Origin of the sequence: Rhizobium sp. Leaf311, from assembly GCF_001423445.1 — a bacterium.
In the GTDB taxonomy this organism is placed as follows: Bacteria; Pseudomonadota; Alphaproteobacteria; order Rhizobiales; family Rhizobiaceae; genus Agrobacterium.
Map to the genome: position 1 here is coordinate 92,690 of NZ_LMNZ01000022.1, position 25,702 is coordinate 118,391.

Sequence of the window (25,702 nt, forward strand, 5' to 3'; positions counted from 1 at the left end):
GATGTTGCGCGCCGGGAGAATACCATGCAACATGACATGATCCCGAAGACCAAGGCAAAAGGACAGGAGCCGGATTTCGGCCCGTGGCTAGCCAAGGCCTCGGTTCTCATCATCGATGACGAGCCCGGCATGCGCAACTTTCTCATGCGGACGCTCGAGACGCGTTGTGCCTTTGTGGACGAGGCCGCAGATACCGCAGAGGCGACCCGAAAGCTGGACGAGCGCCATTTCGATATCGTCATTCTCGACAATATCATGCCGAAAAAAACAGGCCTGGAATGGCTGGCGGAGCAGAGAGCGGTCGGCTTCTATGCCGATGCAATCCTGATGACGGCCTATGCGGATCTCGACACTGCAATCCAGGCCATCCGAGCTGGCGCTGCGGATTTCGTTCTCAAGCCGTTTCGGTCAAACCAGATCCTGAATGCGATCTCACGTGCGCTTGATCGTTCCAATCTCCAGCGGGAAAATTCGGCACTCAAATATCAGTTGAGGACCGCCGCCGACCATATTTTCCTCAGGGATCGGCTGGTCGGCAGTTCTGCCACCATTCAACAGACGCGCGACATGATAAGCCGGGTTGCGCCGTTGCCAACCTCCGTTCTGCTGACCGGCGAATCCGGAACAGGCAAGGAAGTGCTGGCGCACTCCATCCATGATCTGTCCGACCGTGCCAGCAAACCATTCGTGCCGGTCAATTGCGCAGCCATTCCCGCCGACATGCTGGAAACCGAACTCTTTGGCCACGTGAAAGGTGCGTTTACGGGGGCAGATACGCGACGGGAAGGATTGTTTCTGCACGCTCAGGGCGGAACATTGTTTCTGGATGAGATTGGCGAAATGCCCGTCCCCTTGCAAAGCAAGTTGTTGCGCGTTCTCGAAGATCGGAAAGTCCGACCCGTCGGTGCCGAGCGCGAGGTGCCGATCGATATACGCTTCATCTTCGCGACCAATGCAGATCTGGCGGCGGATGTCGAGAAAGGCCGGTTCCGGGCAGATTTGTTCTACCGTATCAACGTTATGCAGATTTATCTGGCGCCGTTGCGTGACCGTGACCAGGATGTTCTGGAACTCTGCGAGTTGTTCATGCACAAGCTTTCGCAGCAACTGGGAATGCCGCCTGTGGCGATGGACGATTCGGTTCGTTCAATGCTTCTTTCCTACCATTGGCCGGGGAACGTGCGGGAACTGCGCAATTTCATCGAGCGAAGCCTCATCCTTGGCCGTTTTCCGCTCGATCTGAAGGGCAGTGTGCCGCTGCAAAGCTCTTCCGGGACGCTGGAGGAGGTCGAGCGACGTCATATACTGGCTGTCTTGAGTGACGTTTCGGGGAACAGGGACGAGGCTTCAAGGCGGCTTGGAATTTCACGAAAGACGATCGATCGTAAGATGTCTTTCTGGCATGGCTGAAAAACCGGGGCTTTTTAGCGTATTTGGCGCATTGAAATCAGTCCGGTTTCGGCTTCTGGCCATCGCCTTGTTGCCGACGCTCGTCATTCTGCCGCTGCTGCTCGGCATAACCATGGTACGGTGGAGCGGCAAGTTCGATGCGCTCCTGACCACCAAGGTCAACAGTGACCTGACTGTTGCCCATCAGTATCTCGCAACAATCCTCGAGAACACCGGCGAACGGCTGGGGGCGATCAGCGCTTCGGCCCGCCTCAGAGACATCACCACCGCGGGAGATGAAGAGGCGCTCAGGCTCTTTCTGGAAGAGAGCAGGCAAAAGCTCGGCCTCGACTTTCTTTTCGTCGTGGATGGCGGGGGAGCGATTTCCGCAAGCGCGGGTACCGGAACAGGCCGGACGCGCGTCGATTGGCCGGTGCGTTCGTCTGCCCTTGCAGGCAAAGCATCTTATGCTATCGATGTTTTTTCCGAGGAGGATTTGAAGACGCTGTCGCCTGCTCTTGCACAAAGAGCGCGGCTTGACCTCGTGCCGACCGCCAACGCCCAGAGCGGAGAAAAACCTACCGAAACCCGCGGAATGATGATCCATGCGGCAAGTCCGCTCCAGCTGCGTGACGGAACGACGCTCGCGCTGGTTGGCGGCAGGCTGCTCAACCAGAACCTCGATTTCATCGATACGATCAATGATCTCGTCTACCGAAAGGCCAGTCTGCCGGAGGGAAGCCAGGGCACGGCTACCCTTTTTCTGGATGATGTCCGCATCAGCACCAATGTGCGGCTGTTCGAGAATCAGCGGGCTCTGGGGACCAGAGTATCGCAGGTGGTGTATTCCGCCGTTCTGGGTTCCGGTCAGGTCTGGCTGGACAGCGCCTTTGTCGTCAACGACTGGTATATTTCAGCCTATGAGCCATTGGTGGACAGCTATGGCAAGCGCGTGGGAATGCTTTATGTCGGTTTTCTGGAGGCCCCGTTTGCGCAGGCCAAGTATGAGACGCTTGGTTCTGTTATTGCGGCGTTTCTGGGCATTACGATTCTCAGCATTCCCGTTTTTCTGCGCTGGGCACGGGCCATCTTCAAACCACTTGAACGCATTACCGAGACAATTTCACAGGTTGATGACGGCAATCTTTCGGCGCGAACCGGCCTTCCACCGAACGCAGACGAGATAGGACAGGTGGCCGTTCACCTTGATGAGCTGCTTGATCGGCTCCAGCAGCGCGAGGGTGAGCTGCGCGCTTGGAACGAGGAGCTCAACGTCCGGGTCGGCCAACGCACACAGGAATTGCAGCTTGCCAATCTGCGTCTGGAGGCAACGACGAAGCAATTGGTCATGTCGGAAAAGCTGGCGACGATCGGAGAGATTACCGCGGGCGTCGCCCACGAGATCAACAATCCGATTGCGGTGATCCAGGGCAATCTCGAAGTCGCGCGTGTGATTCTGGGCGATCAGGCGGATCTGGCGAGGACGGAGTTCAATCTGATCGATGAGCAGGTCGAGCGGATCAGCCGGATCGTGGGCAAGCTTCTGCAGTTTGCCAGACCGGAGGAATTTGCCGGATATGTGGAGCGTCTCAGCCCGGACGCGGTGATCTCAGACTGTATGCCGCTGGTCAAACATGTGCTCAGCCGGGCAGGCATTGAAATCGTCAGGGCAGACACTGCCACCGGCCTTCTGGCAATGAACCGCACTGAACTGCAACAGGTACTGGTCAACCTCATCGTCAATGCCGCTCATGCCATGCCAGAGGGCGGAACCCTTACATTGACCAGCTTTGATGAGGAACGGCACGGGTCACATGGGGTAGGGCTTGCCGTGAAGGATAATGGCGTGGGCATGAGTGAAGATGTCGTCGCCCGAATTTTCGATCCCTTCTTCACCACGAAGCGGCAGGAGGGAACGGGTCTCGGTCTGTCCGTCAGCCAGATGCTGATTGCCCGGCAAGGCGGTGAAATTACTGTCGAGAGCATTCCCGGCCAGGGTACGTCCTTCACCATATGGCTGCCGCAGGCCCTCTAGGGGCAGCCAAAGCCATCCGATCGTGGCGAAAAGAAAGCAAAAATGTGGACATTTTGTCGGGCCCGCTGGGACATTTTGTCCCACTGCCTGATGAATGCCTGTCTATCTCGTTGATAAACCTCAATTTCGTTTCTGGCACATGAATTGCTGAGCCTTGGATGGCAACACATCAGGCCAGTGCATGTGAGCGTCCCGTAGAAGGAGCCGCCCGCGCATTTTGGCCCCGTGGGCTTGGGACATTGTTTCCAATGTATCGGAGCGCGCCTTGCGCCAGGAAGCGCCAGACGCTGCTCCGACACCGTGGAAATGAATAACAACATCGAAATTCATCGCCTGGCGCGGTGAATGGAGGGACACAAATGACTGCGACCAACGAAACATTCGCGCCCACAGGTGCGGGTGCAGGTCTTCTGGACCGTGAAAGAATTATCGCAAAACCTGGCTTCAACCGCTGGCTGGTTCCCCCGGCCGCTTTGGCCATCCATCTGTGCATCGGCATGGCTTACGGCTTCTCGGTTTTCTGGCTGCCGCTCACCAAGGCAATCGGCATCACGTCGTCCGTTGCATGTACCGACCTCAACCTCGCATCTGCGCTGTTCACCACGACTTGCGACTGGCGCGTCAGTGACCTCGGCTGGATCTACACACTCTTCTTCGTTCTCCTGGGTTGCTCTGCCGCCATATGGGGTGGATGGCTGGAGCGTGCGGGTCCCCGCAAGGCAGGCTTCGTATCGGCAATCTGCTGGTGCGGTGGCATGACCATCGCTGCCATCGGCATCATGACACACCAGCTTTGGCTAATGTGGTTCGGCGCCGGCGTTATCGGCGGTATCGGCCTTGGCCTTGGCTACATCTCTCCGGTTTCCACCCTGATCAAGTGGTTCCCGGACCGTCGCGGCATGGCAACCGGCATGGCCATCATGGGCTTTGGTGGTGGTGCTATGATTGGTGCGCCTCTTGCTGACGCTCTCATGCGCCATTTCCGCACCGACGTTTCCATCGGCGTGTGGGAAACCTTCCTTGTCATGGCAGCGATCTATTTCGTCTTCATGATGGCCGGTGCCTTTGGTTACCGCATTCCGCCAGCTGGCTGGAAGCCGGAAGGCTGGACAGCGCCTGCTGCCAAGAATTCCATGATCACGACCCGTCACGTGCACCTGAAAAACGCGCACAAGACGAAGCAGTTCTGGATGATCTGGCTCGTTCTGTGCCTTAACGTTTCTGCCGGTATCGGCGTTCTTGGCATGGCATCCCCGATGCTCCAGGAAATCTTCGCCGGTTCGCTGATTGGCCAGCCGGACGTCAAGTTCGCTGATCTTACCCCGGAGCAACTGGCGCAGATCGCCGCAATCGCCGCCGGTTTCACCGGCTTGCTGTCGGTATTCAACATCGCCGGTCGTTTCTTCTGGGCTTCGCTCTCTGACCGCATCGGCCGCAAGGGCACCTACTTCACCTTCTTTGCTCTCGGCATCCTGCTTTATGCGTCGGCTCCCTGGGCGGCAGGTCTGGGCAACAAGGCGCTCTTCGTTGGAATGCTCTGCATCATCGTTTCGATGTATGGTGGTGGCTTTGCGACGATTCCGGCCTATCTTGCCGATATCTTCGGCACCCAGTTCGTTGGCGCCATCCATGGCCGCTTGCTCACAGCCTGGGCAACGGCGGGCATCATCGGGCCTGTCGTCGTCAACTACATTCGTGAAGCGCAGATCGCCGCCGGTATTCCGCGCGCCCAGGTCTATGACTTCACGATGTATATTCTGGCTGGCATGTTGGTCCTCGGCCTCATCGCCAATCTGATGGTGAAGCCGCTGGCCGACAAGTGGTACATGTCGGAAGAAGAAGTTGCGGCCCTTCAGGCCAAGACGACAGCTGCTGGCGCCGGTCCGACCGGATCTTTCGGAATTGGCAAGGGTGGCTTCGACGCCAAGGCGCTGATTGCATGGGCAATCGTCGGTATCCCCATCATCTGGGGTATCTGGATTACGCTGCAGAAGACATTCGTATTGTTCACCTGAGCGACACGATATGACACATGAAAAAGGCGGCAGATTGCCGCCTTTTTTGTTGGCCGGGAAAGTCTCGGCTTAGAAGTCTTCCCATTTGGCTGCCGCTGCAGTCTGTCTGGACGATGCTACCATCCTGACTGGCGATGGCGCGACACGTGCCTCCGGGACGCGGGGGGAGGGGGCGGAATTGCCGATCTTGAACTGACCCAGCAATTCTCTCAGGCTCTCGGCTTCGCGCGCCAGGCCGTGGCTCGCGGCGTTGGTCTCTTCCACCATTGCCGCATTTTTCTGAGTTGCCTGATCCATGATGTTGACGGCATCATTGATTTCCGCCAGACCGCTTGCCTGCTCCTTGGTGGCCTCAACGATAGCCGCGACATTGGCATCGATCAGTCCGACCTTGGACGCAATCTCCTTGAGGGCGCTCCCCGTCTGGCCGACAAGATCGACACCGTTGGCGACCTGTTCTCGAGATTTGTTGATCAGTTGCTTGATTTCCTTTGCTGCACTTGCCGAACGCTGCGCAAGTTCGCGAACCTCCTGTGCGACGACGGCAAAACCCTTACCAGCCTCGCCTGCGCGGGCGGCCTCTACCCCGGCATTCAGGGCAAGTAGGTTTGTCTGAAAGGCGATATCGTCGATAACGCCGATAATGTTGGTGATCTCACCGGAAGACTGTGAGATTTGGTCCATGGCCCCGATGGCCCGGTCGACAATCGCGCCTGATACTTCGGCGCTTTGTTTTGTGGAGTTAACCAGCTTCCCGGCCTCGTTGGCCCGCTGGCTGGAATCCTTTACCGTCGTCGTTATCTGCTCCAATGCCGCCGCGCTCTCTTCCAGAGACGCCGCCTGCTGGCTCGTTCGCTGTGCAAGTTGGTCTGCCGCGACACGAATTTCCGTCGAGCCCGAGGCAATGGTCGTGGCATTGTTCGCCACGGTTTGCATGGTCAGGCGCAGTTTCTCGATGACTTCATTGAAATCGGCCCGCAGCTTTTCCATGCTGGGCACAAAAGGCGTGTCCAACTTCTGGCGAAGTTCTCCATCTGCCAATTGGCGCAAGGCTTCGCCAAGCGTCGAAATCGCGCTCATGCGCGGCGTCACGTCCGTGGCGAGTTTGACGACTTTTACAACATGCCCCTTGTCGTTCAGGATGGGATTGTAAGCCGCCTGGATCCAGACTTCCTTGCCGTTCTTGCCGTATCTGACGAATTCGTCGGAGATGAATTCACCCGCTGCCAGGCGCTTCCAGAAGTTGGCGTATTCCGGTGAAGCAACATAGTTTGGTTCGCAAAACATCCGGTGGTGCTTGCCGACAATTTCGCTCAGGCTGTAATTCAGCGTGGTGCAGAAGTTCTCATTCGCGGTCAGAATCTCACCGGTCGGCGTAAATTCAATAACGGCCTGAGAACGTGAGAGGGCGTTCATCTTGCCCTTGTCGTCGTCAGCCTTCAGCTTCTTCGCCGTAATGTCGGTTGCAAGTTTAACAACCTTGTAAGGTTTGCCGTTACGGCAGATGGGGTTGTAGGAAGCTTCGATCCAGACTTCCCGACCGTCTTTGCGAATACGCTTGTATTCCCGTGCGTCGTATTTCCCGTTTCCGAGGCTCTTCCAGAAGTCGATATAGGCTTGAGAATTTCTGTAATCCTCTTCGCAGAAAATCCGATGATGTTTTCCAACGATTTCGGCCAGCGAGTACCCCATCGCCGAGCAGAAGTTTTCGTTGGCATCAAGAATGTTTCCCGTCAAATCGAATACGATCATCGCCTGAGATGCTGAAAACGCGTCCAGGACTTGCTTGTTGTCCGCACTCTTTCCCCGCCAAAGCATGTTGTCTCCAGGTTGGCTGATGATGCCGCGGCAATGAAGCCATCCGGTGCCGCGCGCATTGTTTTCGAGAACAATCATTATGAATGATTGTTTTCGCTCTGGGATTGAATTAGACATCTATAATATTAAAAATTCATTTATGAATTTCTCTTACAGCAGTATTTTTCCCTGTATTGCAAGTATAAATCGACTATTATTGCGAATAAATCTTTTGTTAATTCAAAGGTTTATAGTATTTAAATGTATATCCGCATATTGTTTTATGAAACAACAGCAATGAAAAAAGCCGCCCAGTTTTGCCGGGCGGCTTCGCAATGGTAGAAAACTATACTTGGCAGTATCAGGCGGCCAGATCTTCCAGATCGGTGCCCTTGAACATCTTTGCGAGGTTCAGGAAGCAAATCATGCCATGTTCGTTTGCGATGATGCCTTCCGAGAAGGACTTGTCGAAGGACGCCGAAACTTCAGGGACAGGCTGCACCTGGCTTGCTGGAATTGTCAGAATGTCCGAGACGCGATCAACCAGCATTCCGATGACCATATTGTGCACTTCGGCAACGACGATGGCGCTGCGTTCATTCGCAACAGTGCTCTTCATGCCAAGCTTGTAGGCCAGGTCGATGATGGGGATGACAGAGCCGCGAAGGTTCATGACGCCGATGACATCCTTCGGCGCGTGTGGAAGTGGAGTCGATGGAGCCCAGCCGCGGATTTCACGGATGGTGGTCGTTTTGACGCAGAACTCCTGATCGTGCAGACGAAACGCGATGATTTCCAGCGTATCGCCGCCAAAGTTCGTAGAATTAATCGTAACCATCAGAATTCTTCCCAATCCTTGTTCTGGGCTAGTGCAAGCGCACCGACGCTCGCGTATCCGGACTTCGGCTTCCTGCCTGGTGTAAGAACAACCGGAGCATGGCGTTCCGGCTTCATCCGTATAGTTGTAACAGCAGATTGTTGCTTAAATCTAAACTGCGTTAACAAATTTCTCAGAATCGACTTGATGCGCAAGGCTTTGGATTGCTGCGGTGGTGTCTTCCAACGTCGCCGTGTTTTGCTGGGCACTCGAATCCAGCGCTTGAAGGGCGTGGGTTCTGTATCGAGAGTTCTTCACCCGCTTACGCTGCGGGTTTCAGTACTCTTTTTCGTAGAAGATGCCTGCAGCACCTTCGCCATCACCACCGGCTTCGCCGCGCAGTTTCACGCCTCGTCCGACATCGAGATTGATGATCGCTTTTGCACCTGAACTGCCGCTCTGCTCAAGCTCCAGATAGGTCCGGTCATTCAGATATTTACCGGCAGAAACGCGCGCCTGACCTTCCGAATCCGTCGAAATATCGAGATCGTCGATACCGAGGTTGCTGCGCAGGCTGTCGAAAAGAGATGTGGAGCGCCCGCCTGCGAGCTGACCGGCCGCATCTGCCAGACGCGCGATCTGGAGTGCGGACAGTTTTGACATGGATTGGCCGAAAATCAGCTGGGCCATCACCTCGTCCTGCGGCAATGCCGGGGAGGAGGTAAAGGCGAATGCCGGATCATTGGCATTGCCGGTAACCGATACCGTTACCGTTGTCGATCCGGCGGTCGATTCGGCTGCCATGTTGAGCACGGGTACGAGACCGCCGCCGAAGGTGATGTCGCCGGTGGTGAAGTCCAGACGGCGCGTCAGGATTTCCAGTCGGCCCCGGCGCATTTCAAAGCCGCCCGATACGGCTGGCTCCGCTGCCGTGCCCCGCACCGTCAGGCTACCCGTCAACTCCGCGTCGATGCCTCGTCCGCGCACGAATATGCCGCTTGGCGCATTGATCTGGAGATCGAGAGCGATGGGCGACGAGTTCCCCCCGCTGCCCTTGTCTGCCTTGAGCTTGCGGTCCTGTGCTCTTACCGCTGCCGGAGCGTTCTTGTGCTTGACATTCAACTGTGACAGCGAAGCGGGCAGACGCTCTGGAATGGTGATTGAGCTTTTTTCGAGTGTGATCGTACCGCCCAACACCGGTGAATTCAGGACCGGGCCCTTCAGGGTCAAGGTGCCGCTTGCGATCGTGGTGAACAACGTTCCGTCATTATAGGCCGCGCGATCAAGCGTGATGGTCAGATCGGCGGGAAAGCCCGACGCGGCAGACATTCCGACCGAGCCCGTGCCGGATATGGTTCCCCCACCTGCCAGACGGCCTGTCAGGCGCGAGATCGTCGCCTTGTCACGGTCAAAGCCAATCGTGGCACCCAGATTGTTGATCGTCAGGTTGCGACGGACATCGGTCACGCGCGTACCGTCCGTCGTTATGCCGCCGGTAATGACCGGCGCACTGGTGGTGCCGTCGATCTTGACATCGATTGCTGCCGAACCTTGAACATCGAACCCTTGCGCAGACGTTTGCGCTGCGAGAGCCCCGAAGGGCAGGGTACCCTTGAACGCCATCGCCAAAGGCCTGTTGCCGGTGACGCCCAGCGTACCTCCGCCGGACAGCGTGAGGCCACCCTGTCCTGTGACCGTGGTGTCGAGACGCAAGGTTGCCCCTGCAAAACGCCCATTTGCCTTTATGCCCAGGGCACCCAGACCAGCGGCCCGTGTCTGGCTGATGGCAGCGTCAGACCATGTCAGATCGTAATCCACCGCAGGATCGGACGAGGCGCCGGTGGCGGCCACAGTGCCGGAAATAGTTCCCGCCGCATCAAGCCCCGGTGAAAAGGCATTTGCGAGGTCGGCTGGCAGGCTTCTGATCTGCGCCTTGAGATCGAGCGCAGATCCTGCCGTACCGTTGACCTCAATGCGGCCATTTCCCGTCTGGATGAAGAGATTGCTGATGCGAGCCGTACCATTGGTGATGGTAACAGTTGTTGGCTGCACAAGCTTGACCGGAATACCCCGTGGGGTCGCTGACAGCGCATCCACCGTTACCGCTATCGGTCCTGCGCCGGTATCTGCGCTTCCCTTGAGGGTCAGAGGCGCGTTGTCGTAACGACCATTGAGATCGAATGTTGTTGCCGTTCCGGCATGATCGACGTTGACGTTCAGCCCTGAAATGGCAACAGCACCGGCATTGATGGTTTCCGCGCGCACATTTCCATTGGCAGCCAGAGCCGTGAGATCATCGATCTTCAGATCGGCGGCCAGTTTCGAAATCGTTGTGGTGCCCTGCGCGATGGTTCCGCCGGTTGCGCGGATGGTGGCGGCAATCTTTCCGCCGGAGTTTGACAGCGCAATATCGCCCTTTACGTCACCACTGGCCTGCTGCGCCGCAAGGGCAGCAAGCAACGACAGGTCCGGGAAATCAAACGTCAGCTGACCGGAGGGAAGAAACTCGCGGCTGAACTGAAGGTCGCCTCTCAAAACGTTGCGACCGACCTTGATGTCAAGTTCCGGTATTGCTGTGCCGTTTTCACTCTGAACCAGCTGGCCCGATGCATCGATGACCTGGCCATCCAGTGTGCCGCTGGCCTGAAGTTTGGCTTGCGGCGCATTCAGATCGGCCTTGCCGTTTGCCGTTACCGTCAGAGCTTCCAAAGCCCGCCCCGCCAAGAGCGCCTTTGCAGAATTGAGGTTGATCTGGAAATCCGCGGCGGTTAGCGGACCATTGGCCTCCAACGAAAAACCGACCGCGCCAGATGCCTGAGGCGTCAGCTTTTCAAGCGCCGGCAGTCGTCCGCCGAGCTTTGCGACGATATTGCCGTTCTCAAGCGAGAGGTCGCCATTGGCTTCCAGGGTTCCGGATTTGATTACCAGATTTTCGATGCGCGTCGCCCTGCCCACGGTCGCATTGACGTAGCCGTCCACTGCAATGGTGGTATCGAATTTCGCTGCCAGATCAGGGGGAAGAACGGCTGGCATGACGAAAAGACGGAGATTCGTGGCAACTGTGCCGGTGGCGATATCATAGGTGCCGCTGCCTGTGCCGCCAATGCTCGGGCTTTCCAGGGTCGCACCTTCAAAGGCAATCGTCTGGGGCGAAATGCGCAGCGGTGCGTTCAGTGTCAGCGGTGCCTTGACGACGCGCTGGAGGTCCGGTGCAGTCATTGTCGACCGGGCGATGCTGACCGACGTCCTGATCGTGCCGCTCTGGCTGGCCAGGTTGAGATCGTCGCTCATGGCCGAAAGCTTGACGTCTTCGAATTGGCCCTGAGGCAAATCAAGCCGCCTGAGAGCGGCGCTCAAGGAGAGCTTGGCGGCATCAGCGCCGCCACGGAGCGATAGATCCATGCCATCGATCAGGGCGTTCAGCTCGCCGCCTTCCAGCGGCAAACGAAGATTGATCGGTCCATCCGTGCCGATGAGATTGGCGGAAAGGTCGTTTTGACCCTGCGGGTCGATGGCGCCTGATGCTGTCAGAAGCAGCTTGCCGGTTTCCAGTGTCCCGCTTTCGACGCCGATGCGTCCTTCCGGCGAGATGGTTGCGGCGAGATCGAGTTTGGTCTGGCCGGCAAAGAGCTGGCGGGTAAAGGGTGGCAACAGCATGTCCGGCTGTCCGCCGCCATGCAGTTCCAGACGGCGTGTGCCATCGGCGGCAAGCTGGTGTCGACCGGTGACGTCTAGAACCTGCGTATCCGCCACGGCGCCATTCAGTTTACCGGTCCAGTCTGACAGGGCCCCTTCGCCGCGAAGGTTGAGCGCGACCGCAGGTGCGCCCGGCAGGCGCAAAAGATTTGCCAGCAAGCCACCCTGTGGCTCGTTGAGTGACGCATCCAGCTTCAGAATGTTGTCATTCGGTGCAAATGCGATATCGGCAACGACAAGCGCCTTGGCGTCATCCTTGCGGTTGGCGGTGAGCGACAGTGAAATTGCGTTGCTTGTCGCGTTCCCACGACCTCTGGCGGCCAGAGCGAACGTCCGTCCGGCCAGTTTTTCACCAAGCCTGATATCGGGCAGGGAAAGATCGTCGATGGAGATTTCCACCGGCAAAGAAAAATCTTCCGTGCTTTGCGGGGCGGGCTCTACGGGGGGCAGGGGAGCCCGCTCGATATCGACGCTTGCGGCGGTTACGCGCTCTGCTTTGAACGTGCCTTTCAGGAGCGCAAGCGGTGACCAGTCCACTTCAATGCCGGTCAGCCGGGCATAGGGGCCTTGTCTGTCGGATACGGTCAGGCTTGCAACCCGCAGATCGCCTGTCAGCAGTCCCGACGGGGCCGAGATTTCGAACGCCTGGTCCGGGGTGGAGATGAGAGAGGCAATTTGTCTTGCTGCAAATTGAGCGCCCGTCGATGTGAAGCCTAAAAACAGGACAGCTACAAGCACGAGTGCCACACCTGCCAGGGCGGCGTAGACGATCCATGTCAGGGTACGAATCAATGCTGTCATCGAAATCAATCTACACTTTGCTGGTTACGCCCGGCATTGCTCTTCAGAACGCCTGTCCAATGCCGGCATATATGCCGAAGCTGCTGCCACCGTCATATTTTTCGAGCGGCATGGCCACATCGAGACGCAGAGGGCCGAAAGGCGTTGCATAACGAAGTCCGATACCTGCACCTGCGCGAATATCGGAAAAATCCGGCGTGATTTTGGATGATACCACGCCTGCATCGACAAAGGGAACCAATCCGATCGTTTCCGTGACCTTGAAGCGTGCCTCCAGCGAGGCCACGACATAGGAACGGCCTCCTGTTGCTTCGCCGCCATCGGTGTAAGGCGAGATTTCCTGATAGCTGTAACCGCGAACCGAGCCGCCGCCGCCCGCATAAAAGCGTCGTGTCGCAGGCACGTCTTCAAGTTCGCTGACACCGACAAGAACGCCGCCGGCAATCTTGCCGGCCAACACCACCTGATCATCGGCACCGAGGCCCTTGTAGCCGGTGGTAGATCCCTCGAAGCTGGTGAAGAACGTGCCGTTCAGCGCCTCGTAACTCGGTTTTACAGAAACAGCAGCGCGAAACCCGTCGGTCGGGTTCAGCTTGTCGTCACGCATGTCGCGCACGAACTCCAGCGGGATGGATGTCGTGAGATACTGGTTGTTGCCGAACGCATCGTCCGTATCGGTAAACTCGACCTCAAGCCCGGCTGAAGCCGTATCATAGTCATTGAACTCATAGGAAAAACCGCCATAGCCGGTGACGGATCTCGCGTCATAGGTATCCGGATGTTCCGTCTTGGCCTTGAGGCTGGCGGTAAATGTCGTCTCCGGGTTGAAGATGCCCGGCTTGGTGAAAATGATCCCGGCGGAATAGTCCATGTCCTGGACATTCGATGCCTCGCCCAGTCGCGAAACCGCGCCTTCTATCCGAAGCGATTCGGCTTGTCCGAAGAGGTTTCGATGTCCCCAGTAGCCGTGAAGACCGATACCTTCGGTGGTCGAATATTGAGCGCCAACGCCGAGATACCGGTGCTTGCCTTCCGAAACCTCGATGGTGAGCGGAATGGTGCCATTGGGCGCAAGAGCGCTGGCTTCCTTGATGGTGATGCTGGAAAAGACCCCCAGCTTGCGCAATCGTTCAGAGGCTTTCCGCAGTTTCTCAGGCGAATAGGGTTCGCCGCCATTCAGACGCGAATAGCGCTCAATGAATGCCTGATCGACGGTGCGCTGGCCCTTGACAGTTACATTGCCCAGCGGCGCAACCGGCCCGCCCTTGGCCGCAAGTGTCAGATCGACCGTGCTGTTGGCATGGTTGGCGACGGCTTCTCTTTTTGTCAGTTCAGCAAGCGGGCGGCCTTCGGCCTTCAGATCGTCAATCAGCTTGTTGCCTGCCTTGATGATGGCAAGGGAGCCTGCATCGCCACCCGTTACAAGGCCGTACTGATCGAGGTCCCGCCCTGCGACATCACCCTCCAGCCTCACATTTCCAAGGGTGAAGGCGGGTCCTGGAACCACTTCGAAGACGACTGGAACGGGCCCGGAGCGATTGAACGCCGGATTTGGAGGGATGGAATCGATATCCCGCCCTTCGATGGTAACCTTTACCGTGCCGCCATACCGCGCATTCTCATAGAGCGCGGCAATCAGCCTCTCACGGTCATCGCGCGCCCTGATCAACAGGCCAAGGTCGCCGGAGGCCGGCTTGTCGGGTTCGGATGACAGAAGGGAGCTGTTTTCCAGGCTTTGCTGCAGCTTGCTGTCGGCGCCGGGTGCATTCAGCGTGACGGTGAATTTGACGGGATCAAGGACCTGTTCTTCGTCCTTGTCCGATCCGAATATGGTAATGCCGAAAATCTTGAAGGCGAAGGCCTGGGACGCGAATCCCGGATAAAGCGATATGGATGCTGCGACCGCCAGTGCGGTGCCTGCCTTCCAGAACGCAATACTCTTCTTTGGGTCAGTCCGTCTTGCTGGCATACGCTACTTTATGGTTGAGCATTTATTATCGGCCCTACCGGTTTCCCGTCCGTTAATATGACATTTTAATCATAAATGGACAGGTTGGTAACCCGCAAAAGCATTTTCGCACCACAAACGCAAAAGCCCCGGCGAACCGGGGCTTCCTCGATAGAATTTTCAGGTATTAGCGGCAACGAGCTGTGTAACGCTGACCGTACTGGTCGCGGTAGTAGCAATAGCCAGGCTCGGAAGCGTTGCCGATCAGAGCGCCGCCCACACCGCCGATAGCTGCGCCAACCGCTGCGCCACGGACGTTGCCGGTTACTGCACCACCGATGACAGCGCCGGAAACGGCACCGATCGAAGCGCCCTTTTCAGTCTGCGTGCAACCTGCAAGCGTCAAACCGATTGCGGCGAAAATAATAGCCTTTTTCATGAACTCTCTCCAACGTTACATACGAGCTCTATGGCTCTTGGTAGGCGTCCCATAGGTTATCTGCGGCGACTGCTACCTCCGACCGCAACAGATATCTAACAAGTCGAATGTGTTTATGGAAGCCTCCCCTTGTCAGGCTATGCTCCCGGCCCAAATCGATTGTGCCCTACTGAACGGCATCAGAAAGAAAAAGTTCCAATTTGATTGCTGATTGATGTGAATCAATTTTGCGGTTTGGCAATTCCCTTATATGTGTTTTTGGAATAGTTCAAAATTGGAGGCGAATTGACGCAGTTTATCTTAAATGGCGTCAAGGGGGGTTGACGGTTCAGGGAGGTGAGCCGACAACGAATACAAGATTTCTGGAGCATGGAATGGACTTTGAGGCATACTTCAAGACCGAGCTGGATGGCTTGCATTCGGAAGGTCGCTACCGCGTATTCGCCGATCTGGAGCGGCAGCAGGGCAATTTTCCGCGCGCCACCCGCTACACGGAAAAGGGCGACAAGCAGGACGTCACGGTCTGGTGCTCCAACGACTATCTCGGAATGGGTCAGAACCCCAAGGTGATCGAGGCGATGAAGGCCGCAATCGACCACTGTGGCGCGGGTGCGGGAGGCACCCGGAATATTTCTGGCACCAACCATTATCATGTTCAGCTGGAACGCGAGCTTGCCGATCTTCACGGCAAGGAATCCGCGCTGATCTTCACCTCCGGCTATATTTCCAACTGGGCGACGCTTGGTACGCTCGGACAGAAGATTCCTGGCCTCATCATTTTCTCCGACGCTCTCAACCACGCTTCGATGATTGAAGGCATCCGCTATGGCCGCTGTGAAAAGGTCATCTGGAAGCACAATGATCTCGAAGATCTTGAAGCAAAGCTCAAGGCTGCCGATCCCTCGGCGCCGAAGCTGATTGCCTTCGAATCCGTCTATTCGATGGATGGCGACATTTCGCCGATCAAGGAAATCTGCGACTTGGCCGACAAGTACGGCGCAATGACCTATCTCGATGAAGTTCATGCCGTTGGCATGTACGGCCCGCGCGGTGGCGGTATCGCTGAGCGTGAAGGCTTGATGGATCGCCTGACGATTATCGAGGGCACGCTGGGCAAGGCATTCGGCGTCATGGGTGGCTATATCGCTGCGTCAGAGGCGCTTTGCGATTTCATTCGCTCCTTTGCGTCGGGCTTCATCTTTACCACGGCATTGCCACCGTCACTGGCGGCCGGTGCTGTTGCGTCCATCCAGCATCTGAAGGCAAGTCCGTTCGAGCGGTCCCGGCATCAGGAGCGCGTCCGCACACTTCGTTCCATGCTCGACAAGAGCGGCATTCCGCACATGCCAAATCCAAGCCATATCGTCCCCGTCATGGTCGGCGATGCGGCCAAGTGCAAGTGGATTTCCGACATCCTGCTCGATGATCATGGCGTTTATGTGCAGCCGATCAATTATCCCACGGTGCCACGCAAGACGGAACGTCTGCGCATCACCCCGACACCGCTTCACAGCGATGCGGATCTGGAGCAGCTGGTTGGAGCACTTCACCAGTTGTGGTCGCGATGCGCTCTGGCGCGGGCTGTTGCCTGATAAGAATGAGAAATTTCGAAACGAAGGGCCGCGTTATGCGGCCTTTTGTTTATTGAGAATGGTTTCCCGCGCATAAGTCCGCGCCTGCGCATCGGCAGCAAGGACATCCTCGATAGTCTGGGCGGTCCTTCCGTCGTTCATGCGGTCCATCACGGTCTCCACGATGTCCGCCATATCCAGAAAGCCGATCTGCCCGTCTACGAAGGCGTGGTATGCGGCTTCATCGGCGGCATTGAGGACCGCGCCCTGCGCACCGCCACGCTGCAAGGCGGTTCTGGCAAGCCTGAGGGCAGGGAAGCGAACCTCATCAGGTGCTTCGAAATCCAGCCTCGCCAACCTCGCAAAGTCCAGACGCTCCACCTCGATGTCGCCGCGCGCGGGGTAGGTCAGGGCATAAGCGATGGCCGTGCGCATGTCCGGGCAGCCGAGTTGCGCGATGACTGAGCCATCCGTGTAGGCCACCATGGAATGGATGATCGATTGTGGATGAACGATAACCTCGATCTGGTCGGGCGAAAGATCGAACAGATATTTTGCCTCGATCATTTCCAGCGCCTTGTTGAACATGGAGGCACTGCCGATGGATACTTTGAGGCCCATCGACCAGTTGGGATGCGCCCGCGCGACGTCGGCAGTCACCCCGGCCATTTGCTCGCGACTATGGGTACGGAACGGACCTCCGGACGCTGTCAACACGATGCGTTCGATGGCCTTTCTGTTATGGGGTTCGAGGCATTGAAAAATCGCGCTGTGTTCGCTGTCGACGGGAATAAGTTGGCCGCCCCCTTCGGCAACGGCGCGAAGAAAGACGTCTCCGGCGGAAACGAGACATTCCTTGTTTGCCAGAGCAATATTGGCGCCACGCCGTGCCGCAGCAAGCGTCGGCTCAAGCCCCGGCGTTCCGGCAATGGCCGCCATCACCCAGTCTGCATCCATGCTGGCGGCTTCATCAAGGCCACTTTGCCCGCTTGCAACGGCAATGCCTGTTCCAGCAAGAGCATCCTTCAAGGCAGCGTATTTATCTTCCTGCGAAGTAACGGCAAGCTTGACGCCGAGGTCGCGGGCCTGTTGCGCCAGAAGATCGATATTGCTCGCTCCGGTCAACGCCATCACCTCGAACCGGTCACGACCGCCCAACTGCCGGATGACGTCCACCGTATTCGTGCCAATGGAGCCGGTGGAACCAAGAATGGTCAGCCTGTGTGGTGAAGTCGGGCCTTGAGCGTTCGTCATAACAATCCGGTTCATATCGATAATGTCTTTCAAGCCTCTACAAGGCAAAGGCGGGCATAACAAGGAGGAACCCACACTTGTGTTTGGCGGTTGCTGCCCGCATAGTCTCACCCCTGATGCTGAGGAATGACATGCGGCGCTTTTTTGTTTCAAGTGGTTGGATTTTTATTGCGACTATCGTTCTCGTGCTGGCATTCATCCCTTTTGATCCGCTGATCTCGCAACGGGCGCAGGCACTTCCGGCTGCTGTCGTCGGCTTCAACCAGGCAATAACGGATTTCGGCACGTTCCGCTGGATGCTCTACACCACAGGATTTCTGGCAATCCTCGCCTATACGGCTGCCCGTGCATTCGGGACGCGCGCCTACGGTGTGCGTATAAGAACGACGTGGCGTCTGCTCTTCTATTTTTTCTCGACAATCGGTACGGCAAGTGTGCTCGTCCATCTGCTGAAATTCCTCATCGGACGCGCAAGGCCGGAGCTTCTGATGGAGATGGGGGCCTACAGTCTCACACCCTTTACCGGCGACAATCTCTATGAGAGCTTTCCGTCCGGACACTCAGCCGCAGCGGGCTCCTTTTTCGGCGCCTTTCTGATGCTTGTTCCCCGCTTCCGTTTTCTGTTTATCGGTCTTGCCCTGGTCATCGGTGTCTCACGCGTCATTGTCGGGGCGCATTATCCCAGCGACGTTGCTGCCGGACTTTTGCTGGGCACCTGGACGGCGATTGCCTTTGCCTTCATCTTTGCGCGGGGGGGATGGTTGTTCAGTTTCAATGAGAATGGCTGGCCTCACCCGAAACATGCCGTGTCTCGGCGGAGCTAGCCATTGGGCGAAGTGGAATCCAGATCATGCAGTCGATAAGAACGACCGTGGCGATTGCCGGTGGCGGGCCGGCGGGGATGATGCTCGGGCTTCTCCTTGCGCGCTTCAACATCGACGTGACCGTGATCGAGAAACACGCCGATTTCCTTCGCGATTTCCGCGGCGACACCATTCATCCGTCAACGCTTGAAATCATCGAGCAGCTTGGCTTCATCAAGGAGTTTCTGGCGCTTCCGCACACGAAGGCGAAAAAACTCCATGCACAGATTGGTGAGCAAAAGATCACGATTGCCGATTTTTCATGGCTGCCGGTCAAAAATCGCTTCATCGCTTTCATGCCGCAATGGGATTTTCTGAATTTCATCGCGGGCAAGGCCGGTCACTACGAGAATTTTCGACTGTTGATGGGTGCGACCGTGACCGATCTGGTCGAAGATGGAGGAAGAGTGCGTGGCCTTCGCCTTGAAACCGCAAACGGTCCTTTGACTGTCGAGTCGGACCTTGTGGTCGGAGCGGATGGGCGCAATTCCGCAATTCGGGAAAAGGCTGGTCTGGAAATCCAGAGATTCGGCGTGCCGACGGAAGTGCTGTGGATGCGGCTGTCAAAACAGCCGGGGGATCCCGTTGAAACGATGGGACATGCCGGCCCGCAACAGGGCTTCGTCCTCATCGACCGCGGCGACTACTGGCAATGTGGCTATGTGGTTCGCAAGGGTGTCTTCGCCGAGATCAGGTCAAAGGGGCTGGATGCATTCCGCAAACAGGTCGCGCAGGTCTGCCCGCTGCCGCAGGAACGGCTTCTGGAGTTGGAAAGCTGGAACCATGTCCAGTTGCTGACCGTGCGGATCGACCGTCTCACACAATGGTGGAAGCCGGGCGTTATCTGCATCGGAGATTCGGCCCACGCCATGTCGCCCATCGGCGGCGTGGGTGTCAATCTGGCCATTCAGGATGCGGTGGCGACCGCGAACGTGCTCGTTCCCATTCTGACCTCTGGCCGGGCCATCACCGATGCCGATCTGGCTGCGATAGAGAAACGCCGGACTTTTCCGACAAAGGCGACGCAGCGGCTGCAATTGATGATGCGCAGCAAGAACAGAAAAGATCAGGCCGATGCGAAAAAGGCGAAGGGTCCGCCAGCTTTCGTTCTGGCCATCATGCGCTTTCCACTTCTGGCGCATCTGGCAGGCAGGTTGATAGGGCTCGGCTTCCGACGCGAGAAGCTCAGACACTGAGCCTGTCATGTTCGCGCTCGTCGTAGAGTTGGCGCAATATCCGCGCCGTGCCCGCGGCTCCATCCAGATCGAGGTCGATATGGTCGGGTTCAGGCAGGTCTAGTGCCGCATTGATGGCGTCAGCCATGGATTGCGGAGATATGGCATCCTCTTCAAGAACCTGGGCAAGACCCAGTTTTGCAAGGCGGCTGGCGCGTGCGCCCTGTTCCGTCTCTCCGCTGGCCGCGAAGGGAATGAGCAGAGAGCGGCATTTGGCCTGCAGTATGTCGCAAACCGTGTTGTAGCCGGCTTGCGATATGGAAAGACGGGCTCCTGACAATAGGTTGGCGAAGTCCTTCCGGAACCGGAAAACCTCTATTCCGTTGCCTGCTCGTGCGGAAATGGCATCCACATCCGCCTGCGGCATGTTCGGCCCGGTGATCAGGCACCAGCTCTTCACGCGGTCGATGGCGGGAGCCGCATCCAGTGCCGCGCTGATAAGCTTTGCGCCGACCGCTCCACCGCCTGCTGATACCACCACATCGAAACGGTCCCGGGCAGCCTCCGCTCTGGCAGGTGCAACAAGGCCGGTATAGACGATCCGCTGGCTGATCTGGTGGGCGAGCGGAAACGTATCTTCCAGCCGCACGAAATCCGGGTCGCCATGCACAAGCACCGTATCGAAATGCTTTTTGACGAGAGCGATGGTTTCCTCGTCGCGCCCCGGCTTGGCGCGCTCCTGCAGGATGTCGCGCAGCGAGGTCATGACCAGCGGACGCTCCAGACTGTGATCGATGGCGCTCAGCAGCGGCATGAGCTCAAAGCGTACTTGCCTGCGACCGAAAGGAAACGCCTCGATAATGACGATGTCTGGCCGTGCGCCGTGATAGGCACCGAGCAACATGCTCGTGCGATCATCCTTGAAGGCATCGTCGACCGGCTTGCCCGTTGCATCCACCAGACCGGCAAAGTTGCCGTCGCTGACAGCAATGGGCGGCAGTTCGATATGGCGGATGCCCTCGCCGGGAAATCCCGGTACCGGGGTTCCACCCGTTACCAGGGTCACGTCGAAACCGTCGGCAACCAGTGCACGGGCAATCCGGCTGGCACGGGCAATGTGGCCGATGCCGAGCAGGTGTTGCACATAGAAGAAAACGCGCGGCGCTGATTTCTTGGCGATCACAGCTTTGCCTCCCATTCCTGTTCGAACAATGCCTTCAATTCTGTAATGGAATTGCGATGATCGAATGAACTGCGCACGCGGTTTTCTGCCGCTGCGCCAAGTCTTGCGCGTTTTTCGGGGTCAACGATCACGCTGCGCAGGGCATCGGAGAATGCTGTCGCGTCTTCCGGCTCCGTCAGAACGCCGTTTTCTCCATCGATGAAAAATTCCGGGATACCGGAAATATTTGTCGATACACAGGCGAGATTCTGGCTTGCCGCCTCCACCAGAACGTTTGGCAACCCATCGCGGTCGCCATCGCTGGTAATGCGGCAGGCCAGTGCAAAGAGATCGGCCTGCCGGTAATGTTCCAGCACCTGCTTCTGGTCCATGGCTCCCGTCCACGTGATACGGTCGGAAATGCCAAGTTCGGCAGCAAGAGCCTTCAGTCCTTGCAGTTCGTCACCGCCGCCGATGTGGGTGAATTGCCATGACAGCGATGAGGGCAGGGCCGCCAGGGCGCGAAGGAGAATGTCGATGCCCTTTTTCTTGACGGCGCGTCCGACGCTGAGGATTCGGACAGGATCATTCGGATCCGAGCCGTCGCGTGGTGCTCTCGGACCTTCGAAATGCGGAAAGCGCGTCAGATCAAGGCCGTGATAGCTAAGGTGGACCTTGCCCTTGTCACGCGAGAGATTTTGCAGGTGTCGAAACCCGCTCGCCGTGCAGGTTACCGCCCAGCGGGCGCTATCCAGCTTGGCGGAAAGGTCCCTGTCGCTTGAAGTCCAGATGTCCTTGGCGTGGGCCGAAATCGTCCAGGGAATGCCGCTGATGACATGCGTATAGGCTGCAACCGATGCCGGTGTGTGGATGAAATGCACATGCAGCCAGCCAGCGTCTTTCGGCCACTCATGGGCAAGCACGGCGGCCTGACCGAAGCGGCGGAAGCGATTGCGGGTAAAGTCATGGCGCAGATCGTGCGCCAGAAGCTTCAGCGCCTTGGCGAAACCGGGCTTCTTCCGGCAGGCCCACAAGGCTTTGAGAACGCGCAAGGGTTCTTCATGCAGATATTCCGGCAGATAGGTGACACCTGCCTGTATCTCGTCGTGCACGGGGTGGCGCTTCTTGTCCGTCGGCCGCCTCATGGAAACGAGTTCCAGTTCCAGCCCGGCCTTTTCCAGCCCCAGAAGTTCCTGTGCGATGAAAGTTTCCGACAGACGCGGATACCCCTTCAGAAGAACCACGATCTTATGTCTGATGGTCACGATGTCCGTGTCTCTTTTTAAATATTAGCCGCTGGCGGGGATGACCTTGACGGCATCCTGCGGCTGAAGCCATTCGGCAATGCGTTTTGAAATATTTTCCAGCCCGTCAAGCTCGATACCCTTGCCATTGGCGGAAGGTGGAGCCCGGGTGAGCAGGGCTTTGAGTGCCTTCGCCATCTTATGCGGGTCTTCCGCATCTTCCGGCAGCAGCATGTCGAAGAGGCCGAGCTCGGAGGCTCGTGTTGCGCGGATCAACTGTTCCTCGCGCGGAACGATGCGCGGCACGATAAGAGCTGGCTTGTCAAAGGAAAGGATTTCGCAAACCGTGTTGTATCCGCCCATCGAAACGACTGCTTTCGCTCCAGCGACGATATCCTCCATCCGGTTATCGAATTCGATGATCTCGATATGCGGAATGCCGGACGTGTTCTGCATGAAGCGCTGGCGCTGTTCGCCCGGCATGTAGGGACCGAGAACGATCAGCGTCTTTTGCGTCAGCTCGGGAGCGGCCTTGTAGGCATTGATGACATTGTCGATCAGTTCGCTGCCATCCCCGCCACCACCGGTGGTCACCAGAATGTAGTCACCTTCGGCGCGATAAGACGTGCTTTCAGACTGCGTCTTGGAGCGTTGCAGGAAGCCGACGAAGTCCATTTTCTCGCGCACCGCGGATGGCACGTCGAGGCCGAGAAGCGGATCATGAAAATCCGGCGGACCGTAGACCCAGACGTGATCGTAGTAATGTTCGATCTTGCGCAGAATATCGTTTCGCTTCCACTCGGCCTCCAGCAAATTCGGCGCGTCCATCACGTCACGCAGGCCGATAACCAGCTTGGTGCCCTTTTGTTGGAGGTAGGCCAGCGTTTCCTCCACCTCACCGCGCAGGCCCATGGGTTCCTTGTCCACGATGAAGATGTCCGGCTGGAAGCTTTCGGCGGTGTGGTAGATGATCGAGCGGCGCATCTTCAGCGTTTCCTGAAGATCGATATGCCGGTCGAGCGAGGTATATTCGCCATTTCTGAGCTTGATGACGCTGGGGATTTTGACGAAATCCACCCGGGCACGGTAGTCGAATGCACCGGCGATAGTGGCGCCGGAGATGATCAGAACATTGAGCCCGCGGTAATCCTCGACAAGGGCGTGGGCAATCGTCCGACAGCGACGCAAGTGCCCCAGACCGAAGGAATCGTGGCTGTACATCAGGATGCGGACGTCGTTCAGACGGGCGCTCACGCTTGGCACCTCGGGTCCAGCTTCGAATAATGCGTCATAGGGGGTCGATATATCACTGGAAGGTCCGTCGTTATTTGAAAGGATCTGCCGCATCACGTAGTCCGTCGCCAAAGAAATTAAAGGCCAGGATGACGAGCACCACCGGGATGGTCGGCAAAAGAAGCCAGGGATAAAGGGCAATCACGCTCACGCTTCGCGCTTCTGTGAGCAGAATGCCCCAACTTGTGATGGGGGGGCGCAATCCAAGGCCGAGGAAGCTGAGTGCCGTCTCACCAAGAATCATGCCCGGTATGGTCAGTGTCGCCGACGCAATCAGATGCGACATGAAGCCGGGGATAAGATGTCGCCCGATGATACGCGGTGTGCTTGCTCCCATCAACTGGGCAGCAAGAACATAATCCTCTTCACGCAGAGCCAGAAGTTTCGAACGCACCGCGCGCGCCAGTCCCGTCCAGTCCAGAAGCCCGAGGATGAGCGTAATACCGAGGTAGACGAGGATAGGGCTCCAGGTCACCGGCATGATGGCTGCGAGCGCAAGCCAAAGGGGAATGCTCGGGATAGACTGGAGAACCTCGATGATGCGCTGGACGATCAGATCGAACACGCCACCGCGATAGCCCGCCAGACCGCCGATGACAATGCCCAGAACAAAGCTCATGGCGACGCCGAATAGCCCGATCGTCAAGGAAATGCGTGCGCCATAGATGATACGCGAAAGCACATCCCGCCCAAGCCGGTCGGTGCCGAGCAGGTACATTTGTCCACCCTCCGCCGGGCAGACCAGATGGACGTTGCTGTCGAACAGGCCCCAGAAACGATAATCATCGCCACGGCAGAAGAAGCGCAGTTTCTGGACGTCCGTCGGCACGTCGCTATAGACGCGCCGCAGATTTTCCATGTCGAGACTCATTTTTCGCCCATAGACGAAAGGCCCGACGAACTGTCCGTCATGGAACAGATGAACGGCCTGAGGCGGTGCGTAGATGTTTTCGACGTTGCGGGTATGCAGATTATAGGGCGCCAGAAATTCGCAGATCAGGATGGACAGATAGACGACCAGCAGGAAAATGCCGGAATATAGCGCGACCTTGTGCTGGCGAAACTGCCACCACATCAGCCTGAACTGCGATGCCTTGTTGAAGGCTGCCGCCCCCGAAGTCGTTGGCTCGATAAGGTTGGGATCGAACGGGGCCGTCGATACATAGTGGGGTAGCGGCTCGCCGGGCTTGGGAATGGTGGAGGTCATTTTACGTTACCACCCCCAAAGCGGATACGAGGGTCCAGAATGGCGAGTGCGATATCGGAGACCAATACGCCGATCACCGTCAGGAACGCCAGAAACATCAGGAAGGAGCCGGCCAGATACATGTCCTGACTTTGCAGGGCACGGATCAGCATTGGACCGGTCGTTTCCAGTGACAGAACGACAGCGGTGATTTCGGCACCGGAGATGATCGCGGGCAGAATGGAGCCGATGTCCGATATGAAGAAGTTCAGCGCCATGCGCAGCGGGTATTTGGTCAGCACCTTGAAGGGGTGCAGACCCTTGGCGCGGGCCGTGACGACATATTGCTTCTGCAATTCGTCCAGCAGGTTTGCCCGCAGGCGACGGATCATGCCGGCGGTTCCGGCCGTGCCGATGATGAGGACGGGTATCCACAGATGCTCCAGAATGGATTTGAACTTCGCCCAGCTCATGGCCTGGTTCAGATATTCCCGGTCCATCAGGTGCCCGATGGAGGTTCCGAACCAGATATTGGCAAAGTACATCAAAATGAGCGCAAGCATGAAGTTGGGGATGGCGATGCCGAGCAATCCCAGGAAGGTGAGGCCATAGTCACCCCAGCTGTATTTGTGGGTGGCGGAATAGATGCCGATAGGGAAGGCGAGAATCCAGGTCACGAAGATGGTGACGAAGGATACGAGCATCGTCAGCCACAAGCGATCACCGACGACTTCGTTGACGGGCAGCTGATATTCGAAGGAATAGCCGAAATCTCCCACCAGCATTCCCGTCACCCATCGGAAATAGCGGATCGGTGCGGGCTGATCGAAGCCGTAGCGAACGCGCAGCTCCTCGATCTCCGCCATGTTGGCGGATTCGCCCATGGCCCGCATTTCCGAAACATAGCTTTCGAAATAATCCCCCGGCGGCAATTCGATGATGGTGAAGACCAGCATCGAAATCAAAATGAGAGTGGGGATCATGACCAGCAGGCGCCCTACGACGTATCTAAGCATG

Annotated in this window: 17 protein-coding genes; 6 read left to right on the forward strand and 11 right to left on the reverse strand. The window is 57.4% G+C overall.

The features are described 5' to 3' along the window. The first annotated feature begins 24 nt into the window (after positions 1-24). From ASF69_RS21090 to ASF69_RS21100, 3 genes are all read left to right on the forward strand, one after another. Positions 25-1,410: a sigma-54 dependent transcriptional regulator gene (locus tag ASF69_RS21090; protein WP_062590344.1), complete on the forward strand. Its 1,386-nt coding sequence runs from the start codon at positions 25-27 to the stop codon at positions 1,408-1,410. Continuing rightward, positions 1,403-3,424: a cache domain-containing protein gene (locus ASF69_RS21095; RefSeq protein ID WP_062590345.1), complete on the forward strand. Its 2,022-nt coding sequence runs from the start codon at positions 1,403-1,405 to the stop codon at positions 3,422-3,424. The genes ASF69_RS21090 and ASF69_RS21095 overlap by 8 nt, the downstream gene beginning before the upstream one ends. A 359-nt stretch (positions 3,425-3,783) precedes the next feature. After that, a complete protein-coding gene (locus tag ASF69_RS21100) occupies positions 3,784-5,439 on the forward strand; it encodes an OFA family MFS transporter (protein WP_062590346.1) in 1,656 nt (551 codons plus the stop codon). 69 nt (positions 5,440-5,508) lie between these two features. On the opposite strand, the gene ASF69_RS21105 is transcribed toward ASF69_RS21100, so the two are convergent. From ASF69_RS21105 to ASF69_RS21125, 5 genes are all read right to left on the reverse strand, one after another. Next, on the reverse strand, positions 5,509-7,257 hold the full coding sequence (locus ASF69_RS21105) for a PAS domain-containing methyl-accepting chemotaxis protein (RefSeq protein ID WP_062590454.1): 1,749 nt from the start codon (positions 7,255-7,257) through the stop codon (positions 5,509-5,511). A gap of 340 nt (positions 7,258-7,597) precedes the next feature. Continuing rightward, positions 7,598-8,074, reverse strand: a complete 477-nt coding sequence (locus ASF69_RS21110; protein WP_062590348.1) for a chemotaxis protein CheW — start codon at positions 8,072-8,074, stop codon at positions 7,598-7,600. Between the two features lie 315 nt (positions 8,075-8,389). Further along, the gene (locus ASF69_RS21115; RefSeq protein WP_062590349.1) at positions 8,390-12,550 is read right to left on the reverse strand and encodes a translocation/assembly module TamB domain-containing protein; all 4,161 of its coding nucleotides are present in this window, start codon (positions 12,548-12,550) and stop codon (positions 8,390-8,392) included. A gap of 43 nt (positions 12,551-12,593) precedes the next feature. Beyond that, a complete protein-coding gene (locus ASF69_RS21120) occupies positions 12,594-14,519 on the reverse strand; it encodes an autotransporter assembly complex family protein (RefSeq protein WP_062590351.1) in 1,926 nt (641 codons plus the stop codon). A 166-nt stretch (positions 14,520-14,685) separates the two neighbouring features. Further along, entirely contained in the window at positions 14,686-14,937 is a 252-nt protein-coding gene (locus ASF69_RS21125; protein WP_045230832.1) for a YMGG-like glycine zipper-containing protein, read from the reverse strand. A gap of 374 nt (positions 14,938-15,311) precedes the next feature. Between ASF69_RS21125 and hemA the strand changes: the two genes are divergently transcribed. After that, a complete protein-coding gene (gene hemA, locus ASF69_RS21130; protein ID WP_062590353.1) occupies positions 15,312-16,529 on the forward strand; it encodes a 5-aminolevulinate synthase in 1,218 nt (405 codons plus the stop codon). 33 nt (positions 16,530-16,562) lie between these two features. Here the strand turns inward: hemA and dxr are convergent, their stop codons facing one another. Then, positions 16,563-17,777 (reverse strand): 1-deoxy-D-xylulose-5-phosphate reductoisomerase, encoded by a 1,215-nt coding sequence (gene dxr / locus ASF69_RS21135; protein ID WP_244475543.1) that lies wholly within the window; start codon positions 17,775-17,777, stop codon positions 16,563-16,565. A gap of 116 nt (positions 17,778-17,893) precedes the next feature. On the opposite strand from dxr, the gene ASF69_RS21140 reads away from it, so the two are divergent. Next, positions 17,894-18,586, forward strand: a complete 693-nt coding sequence (locus ASF69_RS21140) for a phosphatase PAP2 family protein (RefSeq protein WP_062590354.1) — start codon at positions 17,894-17,896, stop codon at positions 18,584-18,586. Positions 18,587-18,612: 26 nt separating this feature from the next. Continuing rightward, positions 18,613-19,821, forward strand: a complete 1,209-nt coding sequence (locus ASF69_RS21145) for an FAD-dependent oxidoreductase (protein ID WP_062590356.1) — start codon at positions 18,613-18,615, stop codon at positions 19,819-19,821. On the opposite strand, the gene ASF69_RS21150 is transcribed toward ASF69_RS21145, so the two are convergent. From ASF69_RS21150 to ASF69_RS21170, 5 genes are all read right to left on the reverse strand, one after another. Beyond that, the gene (locus ASF69_RS21150) at positions 19,811-20,980 is read right to left on the reverse strand and encodes a glycosyltransferase (protein WP_244475544.1); all 1,170 of its coding nucleotides are present in this window, start codon (positions 20,978-20,980) and stop codon (positions 19,811-19,813) included. The genes ASF69_RS21145 and ASF69_RS21150 overlap by 11 nt on opposite strands. Further along, the gene (locus ASF69_RS21155) at positions 20,980-22,227 is read right to left on the reverse strand and encodes a glycosyltransferase (RefSeq protein ID WP_062590360.1); all 1,248 of its coding nucleotides are present in this window, start codon (positions 22,225-22,227) and stop codon (positions 20,980-20,982) included. Before ASF69_RS21155 ends, ASF69_RS21150 begins: the two co-directional genes overlap by 1 nt. Before the next feature lie 24 nt (positions 22,228-22,251). Further along, on the reverse strand, positions 22,252-23,460 hold the full coding sequence (locus ASF69_RS21160; protein ID WP_062590458.1) for a glycosyltransferase family protein: 1,209 nt from the start codon (positions 23,458-23,460) through the stop codon (positions 22,252-22,254). 70 nt (positions 23,461-23,530) lie between these two features. Beyond that, a complete protein-coding gene (locus tag ASF69_RS21165; RefSeq protein WP_062590365.1) occupies positions 23,531-24,706 on the reverse strand; it encodes an ABC transporter permease in 1,176 nt (391 codons plus the stop codon). Next, on the reverse strand, positions 24,703-25,701 hold the full coding sequence (locus tag ASF69_RS21170) for an ABC transporter permease (RefSeq protein WP_062590367.1): 999 nt from the start codon (positions 25,699-25,701) through the stop codon (positions 24,703-24,705). Before ASF69_RS21170 ends, ASF69_RS21165 begins: the two co-directional genes overlap by 4 nt. Position 25,702: the final 1 nt, after the last annotated feature.